The sequence below is a fragment of the Salinimicrobium sp. CAU 1759 genome (assembly GCF_054482715.1).
On record NZ_JBTLRK010000001.1, the window covers coordinates 438,214 to 455,490 of the forward strand.

A 17,277-nucleotide genomic window follows, 5' to 3' on the forward strand; every position below is an offset into this window, starting at 1 on the left:
ATGAAATTTGTCATTATAGGACTTTCCGTCACTTCCTCCTGGGGTAATGGACACGCCACTACTTACCGGGCCCTCCTTAAGGAGCTAAAGGCGCTGGGACATGACATTCTCTTCCTCGAAAAGGATGTGCCATGGTATTCCCCGCACCGCGATATGCCTGCACCCGATTTTTGTCGACTCGGTCTTTACAAAACCAATGAAGAGCTCAAAACCAAATATAAAAAACAAGTTACCGAAGCCGATGTTGTCATCGTTGGCTCATACGTGCAGCAGGGAGTTGAAGTAGGCCATTGGGCTATAGAAACTGCTACAGGTGTCACTGCTTTTTACGACATTGATACTCCCGTTACCCTGGCAAAACTTGAGCGGAAAGATTACGAATATCTTGATCCCGAGATCATCTCAAAATATAATCTTTATTTGTCATTTTCGGGAGGTCCCATTCTGCAGCACTTAGAAGAGCATTATGGCTCTCCCATGGCAAGAGCCCTTTACTGCTCTGTTGATCCCGATCTTTATTACCCTGAAGATGGAACCAAGGAATGGAAGCTGGGATATCTAGGAACATACAGTGATGACAGGCAGCCTACAGTTGAAGAATTACTGAATAAACCTGCCGCACAATTTCCTTCGGAAAGATTTGTAGTTGCAGGACCTCAATATCCTGATGACTTTCCCTGGTCAAAGAATGTGGAGCGAATTGATCACCTGCCTCCCGCCGAACACAGGAAATTCTACAATTCTCAGGAATTTACTCTGAATGTGACTCGCCAGGACATGATAAAAGCAGGATACTCCCCGAGTGTCCGCCTCTTTGAAGCTGCCGCCTGCGGGGTTCCAATCATTTCAGATTACTGGGATGGAATTCACAGCATTTTTGAGCAGGAAAAGGAGATCCTTATCGCCCGAAGCAGTAAAGAAGTTGAGCAATATTTCCGAAGTATTTCTGAAGAAGAAAGAAAACAGATAGGAGAAAATGCCCGTCAAAAGGTGATGAAATCCCATACTGCACGGGCAAGAGCAAAAGAATTAGTGAATTATGTGAAGGAAGTGCGACAACCTTCAGAAAAAGTTTAAAGTATGTCTAGCCAAACAGAAGTTAAGGAACTGGCACCCTGGTTCCACAACATTCATCTACCGAATGGAAACCAAACAGCACCCGATCATTTTCTGGGTGATTTTCCCAGTTTTAAATGGGAAAAGATCAAAGATTCCATTCCCAAAGATCTTGAAGGCTGGAAGGTACTCGACATTGGCTGCAATGCAGGCTTCTATTCTCTGAAACTGGCAAAGCGCGGGGCAGATGTTTTGGCCATAGATCTCGATGAACATTACCTAAGGCAGGCAAAGTGGGCTGCCAAAGAATTTGGGCTGGATGACAAGATAAGATTTAAACAAATGCAGGTCTACGACCTCGCCCACACCGCAGAAGAGTTTGATCTTATCTGGTTTATGGGCGTTTTTTATCACCTGCGTTATCCTATGCTTGCACTGGACATACTCTCTCAAAAAGTGAAAAAAATGATGGTCTTCCAAACGCTTTCCCTACCCGGCACAGAGGAAATGGAAATTCCGGAGGATGTGGAATTTCACAAGCGGGAGATCATGAAAGAGAATGCCTGGCCAAAAATGGCATTTATTGAGCATAAATTAGCCGGTGATCCAACCAATTGGTGGGCACCTAATCACCAGGGGATTATTTCCATGCTACAAAGCTGCGGACTCAAAGTAACCGCAATGCCCGAAGATGAAACTTATATAGCCGAAAAGGATCCCGCGCTACATTCAAGCCTGAATACCTGGAACTATTCTGAGTATCTTTCCGCAATTGGTAAAGACTGGAAAGAAGAGGTTGATAAAAAGACCCGCAAGGGCTAGAGACGCGATTCTTCGCTTCTCAGGCGCAACAGAAAATTATAGACCTATGAGGTTTCGGAAACCTTGCAGGTCGAAAATTATTTTACTGGTTCAATTTCAAAATTCTCTGGCGGAGTCGTTCCCAAAAGGTGCTCGACAAAATAATCCCAGCGGCGGCGCATCATGTAATAAGAATCTTCCCCAAAACCATGGCGGGCATTTGGAAAAATGATAAGATCAAAATCTTTGTTTGCCTTTATCAACGCGTCTACCACCAGGTAAGTATTGTATGGGGGCACATTATCATCCAAACCGCCGTGAGCAAGCAGGAGCTTTCCCTGCAGGTTTCCAGCGTATAGCTGATTAGCCTGGGCAGCATAATTATCCTCGCCTTCCAATCCCTTTGTCATTAGGCCAATATATCTCTCTCCCCAGTCATCTTCGTAATTCCGGTTGTCGTGATTACCTGATTCTGCAATTCCCACGGAATAGAACTCCGGATGACGGAACATTGCTGCAGCAGCGGCAAATCCACCTCCGGAATGTCCCCAGATCCCAACATTTTCAGCATCTATGTAAGGATATTTTTTAGCCAATTGACGAATTCCGGCTTTTTGATCCTCCAAAGTATTTCCTGAAATATCCCCGTAACAGGCATCATGAAAAGCTTTGGAACGACCGGGATTACAGGAGCCGTCGATAAGAATTACCACAAAGCCCAACTCCGCTAAAGCCTGATGATCCCTTCGTGCCGCCGAAAAGTTTCGGCTGCCTACGCTCCCTCCCTGCGGACCCGGGTAGACATAATTCACCACAGGATATTTCTTGTTCTCATCAAGATGAGTGGGCGTGAACATGAGCCCGTAAAGATACCACTGCCCGTTTGCCGACCTTACTCTTATTGGCTCCGGCGCTTTCCATCCTGAAGCTTTAAGTCTCGAAATATCTGCTTTCTCTAAAGTGGCAATTTTCTTTCCGGTTTTTGTTCGCAGAATCGCTACAGGTGGTGTAGTTGGTGTAGAATAGCTGTCCACAAAATATTCATGATCTGGTGAAAATGAGATGTTGTGATTGGCATTTTCGGGAGTTAAGAGTTTCAGGTTTTTTCCGCTGAAATCTATCCGGTACAAATGTGAGAAGTAAGGATCTCTGCCCTCTTCCCCACCATTGGCTTCAAAATATAGCACCCGGTTCTTTTCATCCACATGCAAAAGTTTCGTTACCACAAAATCTCCTTTAGTGATCTGGTGTTTTAGATCGCCTGTGTTTAGATCGTAGAGATAAAGATGCCCCCAGTTATCCCTTTCCGCATACCAGATGATCTCATTACTCTTGGGCAAATATCGCCAGTTGATACTCCCCTGCCCCGACTCATATTGAGTCTCTACAGTTTCAGTAAAGATCTCTCTCACCTCGCCTGTTGACGCATCGGCAATTTGAAGTTTGGCCTCCTTATGGTCCCGGGAAGTGGATACAAAAGCAAGTTTTGTAGCATTTTCATTCCAGTAGTTGTCATCAAAAGCGCCGCTACAGGAAATATCGTCGCATAAAGTTCCGCGGCGGGGATCGGGCTCCACCTGGAATTCTATCACTTTAGGTTCATCTACTTCCACAATTACACGGTGGATCTTGATCACCTCTTCATCTTCGGGTAAGGGATATTTCCATTTTTGAAGTTCGGGTGCACCAACTTTTGTTTCTACCAGATACATATCACTCAAGTGACGCTGGTCCTGCCTGTAAGTGGCAAGTTTTTTAGAATCGGGTGACCAGAGGACGATAGGTTTGTCACTCTTTCTCCATCCAGCATTGTCTGTAGCGTAGCCGAAATTTTCAATGCCATCGCTCGTCAGTTGCTTTTCTTCGCCGGTTTCGAGGTTACGGAGCCATAAATTCCAGTCTTTGATATAAACCGCTTTCTTTCCATCGGGCGATAGAACTTCATTCCGCGAAACTTCAGGAGTTCTCTTCTGCTGTTTCTTCTGCGGAAGTAATTCCGCCAAAGAAGTAGCTGTTTTTTTCTGTCCGGTTCCGGGATTCACCAACACATATTCAGTGCCGCCCGGTATGCTCACTTTGTACCAGAACTGTTCGTCGTCGAGCCAGGTAGGCCGAACATTTGCTCTGTCTACCAAGTCATTGATGTTAAAGCTTAGGAACTTTGTAGCCCGTTCATAATCTTCAGCAGTAATTTCCTTTACAGGTTCCTGGGCAAAAGAATTCAGAAACACCAGCAAAAACAGAGTATTCAAAAAGGGGATTTTTTTCATATCTTTTTTATTAGAAAACTTCAGATGACAAGATACGCAAAGAAGCTTTTGTAAGAAATAAGCAATTTTAAATACCAAAATATGCAGAATTAATTTCCTTTTAGGAAGTTTCCGTTCCAGCTTTCTTATTTTTGAGTAAATAACCCTGTTCATGCTTTGCATTAAACATCATTCAACAGATCCATATTTTAACATCGCTACAGATGAATACATCTTTAAGCACATCAAGGAAGACTGTTTTATGCTGTGGCGAAATGATAATGCGATCATTGTAGGAAAACATCAAAATACCCAGGCAGAGATCAATCATGAATACGTCAAGGAAAGAGGAATAAAGGTGGTGAGGCGGCTATCTGGCGGTGGTGCAGTCTATCACGACCTGGGAAACCTCAACTTTTCCTTTACCCGCACCGGTGACAGTTATGAAATGATCGATTTTGAGCGCTATACAAAACCCATTATTGAGGTGCTAAAAGAGCTGGGAGTAAGTGCCAAATTTGAAGGCAGAAATGATCTGACCATAGAGGGTAAGAAATTTTCGGGAAATGCAGAGCACGTTTTTAAGAACAAGGTGCTACATCACGGGACGCTGCTCTTTTCTTCAGAAATGAAAGATGTAAGCGGAGCTTTAAAGATCAACCCGCTTAAATACAAGGACCGCGGCGTGAAATCTGTTCCCAACCGGGTGACCAACATAAGTGACCACCTTCCGGAAAAAATAAGCCTGGATGAATTCACAGATAAAATCATGGATTATATCATCCATAACTTTGAGGAGGCCCGGCCATATGAGTTTACTAAGGAAGATTTGGCAGCCATTCAAAAGATAAGGGACGAGAAATACAGCACCTGGGAATGGAACTTTGGATCTTCGCCCGATTATAATTTTAAACAAGGCGCCCGCACTCCCGGTGGGACTGTAGAAATGAACATGAATGTTGCCAATGGAGTAATCCAGGAAGTAAAGATAACGGGGGACTTCTTTCATATAAAAGATATTGGCCCGATTGAACAGGCGCTTGAAAATACAAGACACGAAGAAAAAGATATTAGGGAAAAGCTTTCACAGTTTAATCTCAACGAATACTTCAACAAGATCACCGAAGATGACCTGGTGGCGATCATGTTTTAGCTATTATTAATTTAAAAAATCTGAATGGAATTACTCATTTTATACGCCGTACTGGCAATTTTCTTCTCCTTTATGTGCTCAATTTTGGAGGCAGCCTTTCTAAGTTTCACCCCCTCCTATCTAAAGATCAAACTAAGAGAAGGTAAAGCTTATGCTCACACCCTCACCAAATTTAAGCAGGATGTAGACAAGCCGTTGATCGCGATCCTCACGATAAATACCATTGCCCATACTGTAGGAGCAATCTTAGTGGGTGTCCAGGCCGAAAAAGTATACGGCGACGGCGGGAATGCAGTAGGTATCGTTTCGGCGATTATGACTTTGGCAATTTTAATTGTTTCTGAAATAATTCCGAAGACCATAGGAGCTACCTACTGGAAATCTTTGGGTAGCTTTACAGCGACCTCCTTAAAGGCCTTTGTTTTTCCGCTGAAGTATACCGGAATACTGTGGCTAATGATGCTCACTACAAAACTTATCGGAAAATCGGCTCATGTGAGTTCCATGAGCAGGGAAGAATTCATGGCCATAACCGATGTTGCCGAGGAAGAAGGCGTTTTTGAAGAGCAGGAAACGACGGTGATAAGGAACATGCTGCTATTTAAGAAAGTCAAAGCCAAGGATGTAATGACTCCCTTCTCTGTTGCGGTGACCGAAGATGAAAATACTACCATTGAACAATTTCACCAGGAACACCGTAACCTTAAGTTTTCCCGAATTCCGGTTTATCATAAGAAGCACAACAACATTACAGGATTTGTGCTGAAGGATGACATTTTAGAAGAAATGCTGGATCAAAAAGGACCTGAACCTCTCAAGATCCTAAAAAGGGAAATTCCCATGACTTCAGAAGACACTCCAATTCCTCAACTTTTTGAAAGGTTCATTCGGGAAAGAACCCATTTGGCCATGGTGGTCGATCATTATGGCAATACTATAGGCCTTGTAACCATGGAAGATATTATTGAAACCCTAATGGGGCTGGAGATCATGGATGAAAGTGACAGCGTTGAGGACATGCAGGTACTTGCACGCCAAAACTGGGAAAAAAGAGCTAAAAAATTAGGTCTTCTAAAGCAGGATCAACCTGAGGATAAAGACCGGAAGGATGAATAAAGCCTTTTTAAAAACTCCTCTGGGAAATGCCATTTTAGAGGGGGATTCTAAAGGGATCTCAAAACTTACTTTAGCCGAAGAAGTACCTGAAATCACTACAACTCCAGCTCCCGAACTTCAAGAGGCAATAAATCAATTGCAGCAGTATTTTGCGGGAGAGCTGAAGGAATTCGACCTAAAGCTGAATCCGCAGGGAACTGAATTTCAAAAAAAAGTATGGCAGGCATTGCTCAGTATTCCTTATGGTCGCACCACCTCCTATATGGACCTGTCAAAAGAGCTGGGTGACCCGCTGGCGATAAGGGCAGTGGCGGCAGCCAACGGCAAGAATCCGTTGTGGATATTAATTCCCTGTCATAGAGTTATTGGCAGCGATGGTTCCCTAACTGGCTACGCCGGCGGTCTGTGGAGAAAAAAATGGCTTCTGGAGCATGAACAGCCGGTAAAACAACAAAGTCTGTTCGCATGAGAAGAGGGATCAAAAAAGGCATTTTTGGCACGCTTATTTTTCTGGCTCTTGCCATTGGTCTAATTTACCTTTTCAACTTTGATTATATCTTTAAAGGAATACAGTCCACTTATTTGCAGGGACACCTTACTGCCCACATAGATGATCATGAATTCTTTGACACCCGAAAAATAGAGGCAGGAAAACCTCAGCCGTGGCCCCAACATAAAGAGTACAATAAATTTTCTCTCACCCAGGAACTTCAGCAAAAGAACAAAGAAGCAGGAACTATAGCATTTTTGATCATTAGGAATGACAGCATCTGGTATGAGAATTATGCTGAAGAGTACGGTCCGCATTCGTTTACCAATTCATTTTCGGTTGCGAAAAGCCTGGTGGCAGCACTCCTCGGAAAAGCCATTCTCGACGGACATATCGAAAGCCTGGATCAACCAGTAGCGGATTTCTTTCCACAGTTTGATAAGCGGCTGAAGCTGCGACATCTCGTTTCCATGTCTTCTGGCCTTAACTGGAAAGAAGATTATTACAACCCTTTCTCGATGACCGTAAGATCATATCTTGATGAGAATATAAGGCAGATGATACTTGACCTGGAAGTTGTGGAGAAGCCGGGACAGGATTTTGAATATTTGAGCGGCAATACTCAGCTGCTGGCAATGGTGCTGGAAAAAGCAACGGGCAAAAATGTTTCGGAATATATGAGCGAAAGCTTCTGGAAACCTATGGGCATGGAGAATGATGCACTTTGGCAACTAGACAGCCATGAGAGCGGCATGGAAAAGGCTTTTTGCTGCATCGCCTCAAATGCGAGGGATTTTGCCCGCTTCGGAAAACTGTACGACCATCATGGAAACTGGAACGGAGAACAGCTGCTGGATTCGGCTTATGTCGCAGAATCAATTAGGCCGCAAATCGAAGATTATCCGCATTATGGAATGGGAATTTGGCTGAAGGAATATGAGGGGCAGGAAGTGTTTTACTTCCGTGGTATTCTTGGACAGTATGTGATTGTACTTCCGCAGAAGGATGTGATCATAGTGAGGCTGGGGCATGAAGGCGGTAAAGTTCCCGGTGACAAAGAACATCCCAACGATTTTTATTTCTATCTTGAGGAGGTGTTAAACACACTTGAAGCACATGATCAAGAAAATCGCACTCCGCAATCTGCTGTTCCTGGACATTGAAACAGTTCCCGAAAATGCCACTTTTGCAGAACTTTCCGAAGAAAAGCAGAAATTGTGGGAGTCAAAGTCGCAATATCAGCGAAAAGAGGATTTTACTCCCGAAGAGTTTTACGACCGGGCCGGAATATGGGCAGAGTTTGGTAAGATCATCTGTATTTCGGTGGGATATTTTGCCTTTCAGGGGGAGAAAAGGACTTTTAGGACCACCACCTTTCACGGTGAGGAGAAAGAGCTTTTGACAGCTTTTAAAGGTCTTCTAGAAAGCCATTTCGGCAGACCTCAACATTTGCTATGTGCACATAACGGAAAAGAATTCGACTTCCCATATATTGCCAGGAGAATGCTCATCCATAACATGGAGCTCCCCAACAAGCTCAATCTTTTTGGAAAGAAGCCATGGGAAGTACCTCATTTGGACACCCTGGAGTTGTGGAAATTCGGAGATTATAAGCACTACACCTCCCTAAAATTACTTTGTAATGTTCTTGGCATTCCTTCACCCAAAGAGGATATTGACGGCAGCCAGGTTTGTAAGGTGTTTTACGAAGAAGGAGATCTCCCCAGAATTGTTTCTTACTGCGAAAGAGATGTGGTTGCGATCGCCCAGGTCATACTTAAGTTAAGACAGGAGGCACTGCTGGAAGAGCATGAGATCATGCATGTGGAGATTCCTTAAGGAACTGTTATTTATCCTGCTGCTTTTCAAAGATTTAGTATATTTAAGAAAGAGAGCTCAAAAAATGTCATTTTTGAGCCTCGATATTTTGTATAACTAAACGAGCCAATTATGTATTTATACGTAGAACAATGGAATGTAACTAAGGACTGGATGGATCTTTCAAAAGAAGACCGTCGTGCCTATATGAATAAAGTAAAAGATGCCATTAATGATATGAGCGGTGCCGGGATTGAAAACCTGGGCTGGGCTATGAATGATGAGCACACTCCCTATAGAAGTGATTACCGGTATTTCGCGCTATGGAAAATTCCGGATCTGGAAACTGTTGAGAAGTTCGAGCATGGAATTGAAGAAGCGAACTGGCACAAATATTTTTCCCAGGTGAACACCCGCGGAAAACTAATCCCATTAAACGAAGCCATTGACTTTTTGGTAAATCTTGAGAAACACTCGACTTCAATCCTGGATTAAATTTAAAGGACCTGCAAGGTCTTTTTTAGACCTTGTAGGTCTGAAGCAGACGTAAAAAAACGGACCTGCAAGTTCTAATAAAAGACCTACAAGGTTTTGGAAACCTTGTAGGTCTTTCTTTATATTTTCATTTCTGGAATATCCCCTTCTACAATAAGAGTTCCTTCAGTCGCTTCCTTTATTTCCTCCACAGTCACTCCGGGGGCTTTCTCCAGCAGTTTAAAACCTCTATCGGTCACTTCTAGAACTGCAAGATTGGTCACAATTTTAGTAACGCAACCCACTCCTGTCAAGGGTAAAGAGCATTTTTTGAGCAACTTGGATTCCCCTGCCCTATTGGTGTGCATCATAGCCACAATAATGTTCTCTGCGCTGGCGACGAGATCCATGGCTCCGCCCATACCCTTCACCATTTTTCCCGGAATCTTCCAGTTGGCTATATCACCATTCTCGGCTACTTCCATAGCACCAAGGATAGTTAGATCTACGTGTTGACCTCTTATCATTCCAAAGCTCATAGCCGAATCAAAGTAACTTGCCCCGGGCAGAGCCGTGATTGTCTGCTTTCCGGCATTTATTAGATCGGGGTCTTCTTCTCCTTCAAAAGGAAATGGTCCCATGCCCAGGATACCGTTCTCACTCTGAAACTCGACTTCTATATCATCCCGTACAAAGTTGGCAACCAGCGTTGGAATTCCTATTCCCAGGTTAACGTAATAGCCGTCCTTTACTTCTTGTGCAATGCGTTTTGCGATTCCGTTTTTGTCGAGTGCCATCTATTGATCTTTTTGTCTAACAGTTCGTTGTTCAATTCTTTTCTCATAATCTTTCCCCTGGAAGATCCTTTGTACAAAGATCCCTGGAATATGAATCTGGTTTGGATCCAACTCTCCCGGCTCCACCAGTTCTTCCACCTCGGCCACAGTAATAGTCGCTGCCCCGCACATCACCGGATTAAAGTTTCTAGCCGTCCCTTTAAAAATGAGATTTCCGGCCTTGTCTCCTTTCCAGGCTTTGACAAAGGCAAAATCGGCTTTATAAGCTTCTTCGAGCACATACATTTTCCCATTGAACTCGCGGGTTTCTTTACCCATAGCTACTTCGGTTCCGTAACCTGCGGGGGTATAGATCGCCGGGAATCCCTGCTGTGCTGCCTGACACTTGGCAGCCAATGTTCCCTGCGGCGTGAGCTCTACTTCGAGCTCGCCACTAAGCATTTGACGCTCAAATTCGGCATTTTCGCCTACGTACGAAGAAACCATTTTATCGATCTGTTTCTTCTGAAGAAGAAGACCTAATCCGAAGTCATCGACTCCGGCATTATTTGAGATACAGGTAAGATTTTTCAGGTTGAGGCGAACAAGCTCAGAAATTGCATTTTCGGGAATTCCGCTTAATCCAAAGCCCCCCAGCATAAAAGTCATGCCGTCATGTACTCCCTCAAGAGCTTCAGAAACATCCCGTACAGTTTTATTGATCATTGTTGGTAGTTTTATTCCGAAAAATACAAAAAAATAAAGGCCCTTTGAAATGCAAAGGGCCTTCTATAAATAATTTCAGAATAAATTCAGGATTTCCTAAAAATCGAGTTCATCGGGCAGACTGTCCTCATCATTTTCACCGTTACGGCCATAAGCACTACAGTTCGTTTGGATAGTTACTACTTCCGGTTTGGGAAAGGGACCTTTGGCAACATTCAAATCTTTATCGGCGTATACTTTTTTCATGTAAATACCCCAAATTGGGAGCGCCATTGTGGCTCCCTGGCCATAGGTGATTGTTGGAAAATGGACGGCACGATCTTCGGCTCCAACCCAAACTCCTGTGGTGAGATTTGGCACCATTCCCATGAACCAACCATCACTCTGGTTCTGGGTAGTACCTGTTTTCCCTGCAATTGGAATTTCATTTCGGTCGAAATTGTAGGGATATCCGGTTACAGCGCGCTTGTAATGTTCGGCACCGGTAGCCCAATCTCCTCTAAGGCGTTGACCCGACCCGTACTGGGTTACCCCCTCCATAAGGTTCAGCGTAACATATGCAGCCTCCTTGCTGAGAACATCCCGGGTTTCGGGCACATGCTGGTAGAGAATAGTTCCATTCTTATCTTCGATCCTCGTCACGATCACCGGTTTCACATATACACCTTCGTTTACGAAAGTACTATAAGCCGAAACCATTTCGAATACACTTAGATCGGCTGTACCCAAAGCAATAGAGGGTACTTCAGGAATATTTTCAGTCTCTATTCCCAGTTTTTCAATAAGATCTATAACAGGCTTAGGGCCTGTTCTATCTATAAGACGTGCCGTTACAGTATTCACAGATTCTGCAAGCCCTCTTTTTAGACTAATCATCCCGGCGTACTCGCCATCACTGTTCTTTGGAGTCCAGTCGTTCTGATTCCCGTGCTTTCCTGCTTCAATAGTATGAAGGCTTCTGGGCAAAGTATCACAGGGAGAAAGATGTAATTGATCTATGGCTGTAGCGTAAACAAAAGGTTTAAAGGTTGATCCCACCTGTCTTTTCCCTTGTTTTACGTGATCGTATTTAAAATGCTTAAAATTGGTGCCTCCAACCCAGGCTTTGACTTCACCTGTTTGAGGAGTCATCGACATCATTCCTGCCTGAAAGAAGGATTTATAATATCTAATTGAATCCCTGGGAGTCATAGTGGTATCGATGTTCCCTTTCCAGGAAAACACTTCCATTTGTGTAGGAGTGTCAAAAGAGGCAATAATCTCTTCATTTGAAAGACCTTTTTCCTTCAAAATCCTCCAGCGTTCGCTACGACGCATTGCATCGGTCATTAATTTGTCGATCTCCTGCTGGGATATATCCCGAAATGGAGCAGTTTTATTGTTCTTGTTCTGCCTGTCAAATTCCTTTTGAAGGTTTGCTATATGCATTTGCACAGCCTCTTCTGCATACTCCTGCATACGACTGTCAATACTGGTGTAGATCTTGAGTCCGTCGCGATAGATATTGTATTTACTACCATCGGGCTTAGGATTCTTTTCGATCCAGTCTTTCATGAAGCCCTGCAAATAAACCCTGAAGTAAGTCGCAACTCCTTCGTCATGTCCCTGAGGGGAAAATTCGGTTTGCAATGGCAATTGCTGAAGAGAATCTTTTTCCTGTTCGGTGATATAATCATTTACCTCCATCTGGCTAAGCACCACATTGCGACGCTGCAAAGCATTGTCTTTAAATTGCTCTTTTTGAGGGTTGTAAAGAATCGGGTTCTTAAGCATAGCTACAAGCACTGCCGCTTCCTCTACATTCAGGTCCTTTGGTTCTTTATCGAAATATATCTTAGCCGCTGAGCGTACTCCGACTGCCTGGTACAGGAAGTCGTATTTATTGAGATACATGGTGATGATCTCTTCTTTGGTGTACTGTCTTTCAAGACGGGTTGCAATGATCCACTCCTTCACTTTCTGAATTCCGCGGGAAAGCGGGTTACGGGAAACATTATCGGTAAACAATAGTTTTGCAAGCTGCTGAGTTATAGTACTCGCCCCACCTCTTTTGCCCAGAAAGACCGCTGCACGCAGGGTACCTTTCGCATCTATCCCCGCATGGTCGTAAAATCTTTCATCCTCTGTCGCAATAAGGGCTTCGATCAAGTGCTGCGGAAGGTCTTCGTATTTAACCGGGGTTCTATTCTCGTTGTAGTATTTACCCAGAGTTTCCCCGTCTGATGAAAATATTTCGGTAGCGAGGTTAGTTTCGGGGTTTTCAAGTTCTTCAAAGGTGGGCATTGTTCCAAAAACGCCCCAGCTTGCGAGCAAGAAAAGGAGTACTATTGCCGAAATTCCTAATGCAAATACTGTCCAGAACCAGGACTTGTAACGGCTGTACTGTTTTCTCTTTGCCGCCTCTTTATTTGCTTTTCCAGATGTTTTTGCCATCTATTATTGTTGTTGTTTAATGTCTTCTATTCTAAAACCAACCTCGGTAATGCCATCAAGATTTTGAATACCTTGAACGCTGTCCCGTCTGCGCATTGCCTGCTGTACAGTAACAAGGTACTCTCCTGCCTCGGCGAATTTGACATTCTCCTTGTACCAGAGCTTGCTTTCCTTGACATCACCAAAGCCCGTGCCAAGCCATTCCCCCGAAGGCGCAGCCATCTCATACTGCAGGGTATCACTAATAACTTTCCCATTAGGAAAGTTTAACTCGGTGATCAAATAAATATTGCTGAAGTCGTAATCTGAATTGTTCCTTAGATTGATGAAAAGATTGTAGCTCTTAATTGTATCTGGTGCCTCGAACTTGAATTCTACCAGTGAATCTCTATGCCATTCGCCGGGAACAGATCTATATTCATCATAAACTCTGTTCTTATCACAGGATGCCATTAATAAAATTCCCAAAAAGAGGAAAAAAACAGATGCTTTACCCATTCTTTTGAGGTTTTCTCTTTTTGCGTTTGTTTTTGCGTTTTTTCTTGCCAGATCCTTTAGAGTCAAATCTCGTAAGGCTATCCTGCCCCACAACATTGTGATAATCTGGCTTTTCTTCCTGCTGCAGGTCTACTGCAAATTCCTCGAGGCTGTTTACCGGCTCTTTTTTAGAATTGGCTTTGATGATCTTGTTCACCTGCTCAACAGACAGCGTATGCCAGTTGCTCCAGTCTCCTTCATAAGCGTACCACAATAATCCTTTGAAAATATCAATTTTTTGACACACCGCTGTGCCTTTCTTGGTATGGAGTTTCACTTCCGACTTCGGAAAATCCTTCAGTGCATCCAAATATGTATCCAGCTCGTAATTGAGGCAACACTTCAATTTCCCGCATTGTCCTGCTAATTTCTGAGGGTTCAGAGAAAGTTGCTGATATCTTGCTGCGGAAGTGTTTACGCTTCTGAAGTCAGTAAGCCAGGTAGAACAGCATAATTCCCTTCCGCAGGAACCAATTCCGCCGAGGCGTGCAGCTTCCTGCCTGAAGCCTATCTGCCGCATCTCGATACGGGTATTGAACTCCCTTGCGAATTCTTTGATGAGCTGACGGAAATCGACGCGTTCTTCAGCAGTATAGTAAAATGTAGCCTTTGAAGCATCTCCCTGGAATTCTATGTCGCTTATCTTCATTTGAAGATTAAGCCGGATAGCGATTTCACGGGCACGGACCTTCATTTTCTCCTCTCTTTCGCGGGCCTCCTGCCAAATATCTATATCCCGCTGAGTTGCCTTGCGATATATTTTGAGTACTTCGCTACTATCCTGGCGCACCTTTTTCTTTTTCATTTGAACGCGAACTAGCTCCCCAACAAGGGAAACAACGCCCACATCATGCCCCGGTGCAGCCTCTGTAGCTACTATATCTCCAATACTAAGGCTTAGATTTTCGGTATTCTTAAAAAAGTGTTTCCGGCCGTTCTTAAAACGGACTTCCACTATATTGAATGGCTCCATTCCCTGCGGAAGGACCATATTTGATAACCAGTCGAACACAGAAAGCTTGTTACAGCTATCGGTTCCACAGGTTCCATTGTTCTTACATCCTTTTGGCTGACCGTCTTTGCCGGTCGAGCAACTGTTACATCCCATAATCTATATGTTGAAATCCTGGTGGGGAACTCCCTCGCCGGATTGAATTTTAATTAAAAACTATTGAGGTAAATATACCATTATTTATGGAACGCAGTCTTGAGGAACTAATTGTTAGTTCTTGTACTTAAGTACTTCAGATCTTCCTTTTTTGAAGATCTTGTTACTGTTCCCTTTACCTTTTCTAAGTGCCTTTTGCTCCTCATATGGTAAGGCAGCGATCTCCTTACATTCGGCTGAACAACAGGTGTTCATTTTTTCTGAACACTCTTCACATTGTATGAACAATAGGTGACAGGCTTCATTTGCACAGTTCACATGGGTATCACATGGCTTACCACACTGGTGGCAATTAGAGATCACATCCTCACTTATTCGCTCTCCCCTACGGTGGTCAAAAACGAAGTTCTTACCAAGAAATTTGTTCTCCAGCTTCAGGTTCTCTACCTGTCTCGCATACTCAATGATCCCGCCTTCCAGCTGAAATACCTTTTTAAAGCCCTTGTGCTTGTAATATGCACTGGCTTTTTCACAGCGAATTCCGCCGGTACAATACATCACCAGGTTTTTGTCTTCCTTATGATCCTGGATATCCTTTTCAATGATGTCAAGACTATCTCTAAAGGTATCGACATCGGGAGTCATGGCACCTTGAAAGTGCCCAATTTCACTTTCGTAGTGGTTACGCATATCCACCAGGATAGTGTTTGGATCCTCTATGAGTTCATTGAATTTTTGAGCATCAACATGAACGCCCTTATTTGTAACATCAAAGGTAGCGTCGTTGAGACCATCGGCCAGGATCTTGTCCCGTACCTTTACCTTCAGCTTCAGGAAAGATTTAATATCGTGTTCTATGGCGATGTTGAGGCGAACATTTTCGAGGAAATAGACCCCGTCAAGGAATTCTTTGAATTTCCCGAAGTTTTTGGCAGGAACAGAAAGCTGGGCATTTATACCCTCGTGAGCTACATAGATCCTTCCAAGAACCTCCATTTCATCCCAGGCTACAAAGAGATGGTTTCTAAAAAGATGTGGATTTCCAATTTTGGCGTATTGATAGAAAGAGAGCGTGAGCCGGTCTTCCCCGGCTTCCTCAAGTAAAGCTTCCCTTTCTTTAGCGCTTAATTTATTGTACAGTTGCATGCTATACTAATTATTTAAGGTTAAAGAATTTTGCGCAAAGATAAGGGTTTAAATGAAAAAATGCCCGGATGTTGTATCGGGGCATTTTTTTTCGAACGGCTAATTCGTTATTAATACTTTTAATTCTTCAACTAAAAATAAGAATAACGTTAGCCACCGTCCATTCGGCAGCTGCAGCTTAAATTGACCACCGCAGAACTACCGGAAATACTTAAAATAATATTCCTTTTTAAAAATTTCATGTAGTTAATGTGTTGCTTTACCTAATAGATGCCGAAAAGCACAAAAGGTTGCGTATTAATTTTATGCACATCTAAAAACTTATAGTATTTTAGCAGCACTATCATATAAAAGAAGCCGAATTAAATGAGCAACGAGAAAGAAAGAGAAGCTAAATTAAAAGCCCTCAAACTCACCCTTGACAAGATGGATAAAACCTATGGAAAGGGCACTGTAATGAAGATGAGCGACCAGAGTGTCCTTGATGTAGATGTGATCCCGAGTGGATCTTTAGGTCTTGATCTTGCACTTGGAGTTGGAGGATATCCCCGCGGAAGAGTCATTGAGATCTACGGACCTGAATCTTCCGGAAAAACCACCCTTACCTTACACGCCATAGCCGAAGCACAAAAAGCAGGAGGTATTGCTGCCTTTATTGATGCTGAACATGCCTTCGACCGTTTTTATGCTGAAAAACTGGGGATCGACCTTGAGAACCTTATCATTTCACAACCGGACAATGGAGAGCAGGCGCTTGAGATCGCAGATAACCTTATTCGTTCGGGAGCTATTGATATCATTGTAGTGGATTCTGTTGCTGCCTTGACTCCGAAATCGGAGATCGAAGGAGAAATGGGGGATTCAAAAATGGGATTACACGCCCGTCTTATGTCACAGGCCCTTAGAAAACTCACTGCTTCAATTAGCAAGACACATTGTACAGTGATCTTCATTAATCAGTTGAGAGAGAAGATCGGGGTAATGTTCGGAAATCCCGAGACTACTACCGGTGGTAATGCATTGAAATTCTATGCTTCTATACGTCTTGACATTCGTCGTTCAACACAGATCAAGGACAGCAATAGCGAAGTTCAGGGGAATAAGACACGAGTGAAGGTGGTAAAGAACAAAGTTGCCCCGCCATTTAAAACAGCCGAATTTGACATCATGTATGGAGAAGGTGTTTCTAAAATTGGAGAGATCATTGATATAGGTGTAGATTACGAGATCATCAAGAAGAGCGGCTCCTGGTTTAGCTACGAAGACACAAAACTTGGACAGGGTCGTGATGCAGTGAAGATCCTGCTAAAAGACAATCCAGACCTTATGGAGGAACTGGAGACTAAAATAAAAGACGCCATGGCAGTGGCAAAAGCCTAAAACTCTATTAAAAT

Annotated in this window: 16 protein-coding genes; 9 read left to right on the forward strand and 7 right to left on the reverse strand. The window is 43.5% G+C overall.

Features of this window, described 5'->3' with window-relative positions; all coding sequences use genetic code 11:
* Nucleotides 1-1,077: a CgeB family protein gene (locus ACXYMT_RS01955; RefSeq protein ID WP_459057405.1), complete on the forward strand. Its 1,077-nt coding sequence runs from the start codon at nt 1-3 to the stop codon at nt 1,075-1,077.
* A 3-nt stretch (nt 1,078-1,080) separates the two neighbouring features.
* Nucleotides 1,081-1,878: a TIGR04290 family methyltransferase gene (locus tag ACXYMT_RS01960; RefSeq protein WP_459057406.1), complete on the forward strand. Its 798-nt coding sequence runs from the start codon at nt 1,081-1,083 to the stop codon at nt 1,876-1,878.
* A gap of 77 nt (nt 1,879-1,955) precedes the next feature.
* Here the strand turns inward: ACXYMT_RS01960 and ACXYMT_RS01965 are convergent, their stop codons facing one another.
* The gene (locus ACXYMT_RS01965) at nt 1,956-4,127 is read right to left on the reverse strand and encodes a S9 family peptidase (RefSeq protein WP_459057407.1); all 2,172 of its coding nucleotides are present in this window, start codon (nt 4,125-4,127) and stop codon (nt 1,956-1,958) included.
* A gap of 151 nt (nt 4,128-4,278) precedes the next feature.
* Between ACXYMT_RS01965 and ACXYMT_RS01970 the strand changes: the two genes are divergently transcribed.
* The 6 genes from ACXYMT_RS01970 to ACXYMT_RS01995 all read left to right on the forward strand — a co-directional run bounded on the left by ACXYMT_RS01970 (nt 4,279) and on the right by ACXYMT_RS01995 (nt 9,178).
* A complete protein-coding gene (locus ACXYMT_RS01970) occupies nt 4,279-5,259 on the forward strand; it encodes a lipoate--protein ligase (RefSeq protein ID WP_459057408.1) in 981 nt (326 codons plus the stop codon).
* Nucleotides 5,260-5,283: 24 nt separating this feature from the next.
* A complete protein-coding gene (locus ACXYMT_RS01975; protein ID WP_459057409.1) occupies nt 5,284-6,375 on the forward strand; it encodes a CNNM domain-containing protein in 1,092 nt (363 codons plus the stop codon).
* Nucleotides 6,368-6,844: a methylated-DNA--[protein]-cysteine S-methyltransferase gene (locus ACXYMT_RS01980; RefSeq protein ID WP_459057410.1), complete on the forward strand. Its 477-nt coding sequence runs from the start codon at nt 6,368-6,370 to the stop codon at nt 6,842-6,844. The genes ACXYMT_RS01975 and ACXYMT_RS01980 overlap by 8 nt, the downstream gene beginning before the upstream one ends.
* Nucleotides 6,841-8,028 (forward strand): serine hydrolase domain-containing protein, encoded by a 1,188-nt coding sequence (locus ACXYMT_RS01985; RefSeq protein ID WP_459057411.1) that lies wholly within the window; start codon nt 6,841-6,843, stop codon nt 8,026-8,028. The genes ACXYMT_RS01980 and ACXYMT_RS01985 overlap by 4 nt, the downstream gene beginning before the upstream one ends.
* Nucleotides 7,982-8,704, forward strand: coding sequence for a 3'-5' exonuclease (locus ACXYMT_RS01990; protein WP_459057412.1), 723 nt, complete (start codon nt 7,982-7,984; stop codon nt 8,702-8,704). The genes ACXYMT_RS01985 and ACXYMT_RS01990 overlap by 47 nt, the downstream gene beginning before the upstream one ends.
* 111 nt (nt 8,705-8,815) lie before the next feature.
* Nucleotides 8,816-9,178, forward strand: a complete 363-nt coding sequence (locus ACXYMT_RS01995; RefSeq protein ID WP_459057413.1) for a DUF6616 family protein — start codon at nt 8,816-8,818, stop codon at nt 9,176-9,178.
* Nucleotides 9,179-9,297: 119 nt separating this feature from the next.
* Here ACXYMT_RS01995 and ACXYMT_RS02000 read toward each other — a convergent pair whose 3' ends face one another.
* From ACXYMT_RS02000 to trhO, 6 genes are all read right to left on the reverse strand, one after another.
* On the reverse strand, nt 9,298-9,954 hold the full coding sequence (locus tag ACXYMT_RS02000; RefSeq protein WP_459057414.1) for a CoA transferase subunit B: 657 nt from the start codon (nt 9,952-9,954) through the stop codon (nt 9,298-9,300).
* Nucleotides 9,955-10,659 carry a CoA transferase subunit A gene (locus ACXYMT_RS02005; RefSeq protein WP_459057415.1) on the reverse strand — a complete coding sequence of 235 codons (705 nt, stop codon included), beginning with the start codon at nt 10,657-10,659 and terminating at the stop codon, nt 9,955-9,957.
* 96 nt (nt 10,660-10,755) lie between these two features.
* Nucleotides 10,756-13,092, reverse strand: a complete 2,337-nt coding sequence (locus ACXYMT_RS02010; protein WP_459057416.1) for a penicillin-binding protein 1A — start codon at nt 13,090-13,092, stop codon at nt 10,756-10,758.
* A 3-nt stretch (nt 13,093-13,095) separates the two neighbouring features.
* Nucleotides 13,096-13,590 (reverse strand): gliding motility lipoprotein GldH, encoded by a 495-nt coding sequence (locus ACXYMT_RS02015; protein WP_459057417.1) that lies wholly within the window; start codon nt 13,588-13,590, stop codon nt 13,096-13,098.
* Complete coding sequence (locus ACXYMT_RS02020; protein WP_459057418.1) at nt 13,583-14,737, reverse strand: PSP1 domain-containing protein; 1,155 nt, start codon at nt 14,735-14,737, stop codon at nt 13,583-13,585. Before ACXYMT_RS02020 ends, ACXYMT_RS02015 begins: the two co-directional genes overlap by 8 nt.
* Before the next feature lie 114 nt (nt 14,738-14,851).
* Nucleotides 14,852-15,883: an oxygen-dependent tRNA uridine(34) hydroxylase TrhO gene (gene trhO, locus ACXYMT_RS02025; protein WP_459057419.1), complete on the reverse strand. Its 1,032-nt coding sequence runs from the start codon at nt 15,881-15,883 to the stop codon at nt 14,852-14,854.
* Between the two features lie 366 nt (nt 15,884-16,249).
* On the opposite strand from trhO, the gene recA reads away from it, so the two are divergent.
* Nucleotides 16,250-17,263 (forward strand): recombinase RecA, encoded by a 1,014-nt coding sequence (recA, locus tag ACXYMT_RS02030; RefSeq protein ID WP_459057420.1) that lies wholly within the window; start codon nt 16,250-16,252, stop codon nt 17,261-17,263.
* The last annotated feature ends 14 nt before the right edge of the window (nt 17,264-17,277 follow it).

Excerpts from the sequence above, each read along its gene's own strand:
- trhO (WP_459057419.1), bottom strand. The coding sequence starts at position 15,883 with ATGCAACTGTACAATAAATTAAGCGCTAAAGAAAGGGAAGCTTTACTT.
- ACXYMT_RS02020 (WP_459057418.1), bottom strand. The coding sequence starts at position 14,737 with ATGGGATGTAACAGTTGCTCGACCGGCAAAGACGGTCAGCCAAAAGGA.
- ACXYMT_RS02005 (WP_459057415.1), bottom strand. The coding sequence starts at position 10,659 with ATGATCAATAAAACTGTACGGGATGTTTCTGAAGCTCTTGAGGGAGTA.
- ACXYMT_RS02015 (WP_459057417.1), bottom strand. The coding sequence starts at position 13,590 with ATGGGTAAAGCATCTGTTTTTTTCCTCTTTTTGGGAATTTTATTAATG.
- ACXYMT_RS01985 (WP_459057411.1), top strand. The coding sequence starts at position 6,841 with ATGAGAAGAGGGATCAAAAAAGGCATTTTTGGCACGCTTATTTTTCTG.
- ACXYMT_RS01955 (WP_459057405.1), top strand. The coding sequence starts at position 1 with ATGAAATTTGTCATTATAGGACTTTCCGTCACTTCCTCCTGGGGTAAT.
- ACXYMT_RS01975 (WP_459057409.1), top strand. The coding sequence starts at position 5,284 with ATGGAATTACTCATTTTATACGCCGTACTGGCAATTTTCTTCTCCTTT.
- ACXYMT_RS01970 (WP_459057408.1), top strand. The coding sequence starts at position 4,279 with ATGCTTTGCATTAAACATCATTCAACAGATCCATATTTTAACATCGCT.
- ACXYMT_RS01965 (WP_459057407.1), bottom strand. The coding sequence starts at position 4,127 with ATGAAAAAAATCCCCTTTTTGAATACTCTGTTTTTGCTGGTGTTTCTG.
- recA (WP_459057420.1), top strand. The coding sequence starts at position 16,250 with ATGAGCAACGAGAAAGAAAGAGAAGCTAAATTAAAAGCCCTCAAACTC.
- ACXYMT_RS01995 (WP_459057413.1), top strand. The coding sequence starts at position 8,816 with ATGTATTTATACGTAGAACAATGGAATGTAACTAAGGACTGGATGGAT.
- ACXYMT_RS01980 (WP_459057410.1), top strand. The coding sequence starts at position 6,368 with ATGAATAAAGCCTTTTTAAAAACTCCTCTGGGAAATGCCATTTTAGAG.
- ACXYMT_RS02000 (WP_459057414.1), bottom strand. The coding sequence starts at position 9,954 with ATGGCACTCGACAAAAACGGAATCGCAAAACGCATTGCACAAGAAGTA.
- ACXYMT_RS01960 (WP_459057406.1), top strand. The coding sequence starts at position 1,081 with ATGTCTAGCCAAACAGAAGTTAAGGAACTGGCACCCTGGTTCCACAAC.
- ACXYMT_RS02010 (WP_459057416.1), bottom strand. The coding sequence starts at position 13,092 with ATGGCAAAAACATCTGGAAAAGCAAATAAAGAGGCGGCAAAGAGAAAA.
- ACXYMT_RS01990 (WP_459057412.1), top strand. The coding sequence starts at position 7,982 with ATGATCAAGAAAATCGCACTCCGCAATCTGCTGTTCCTGGACATTGAA.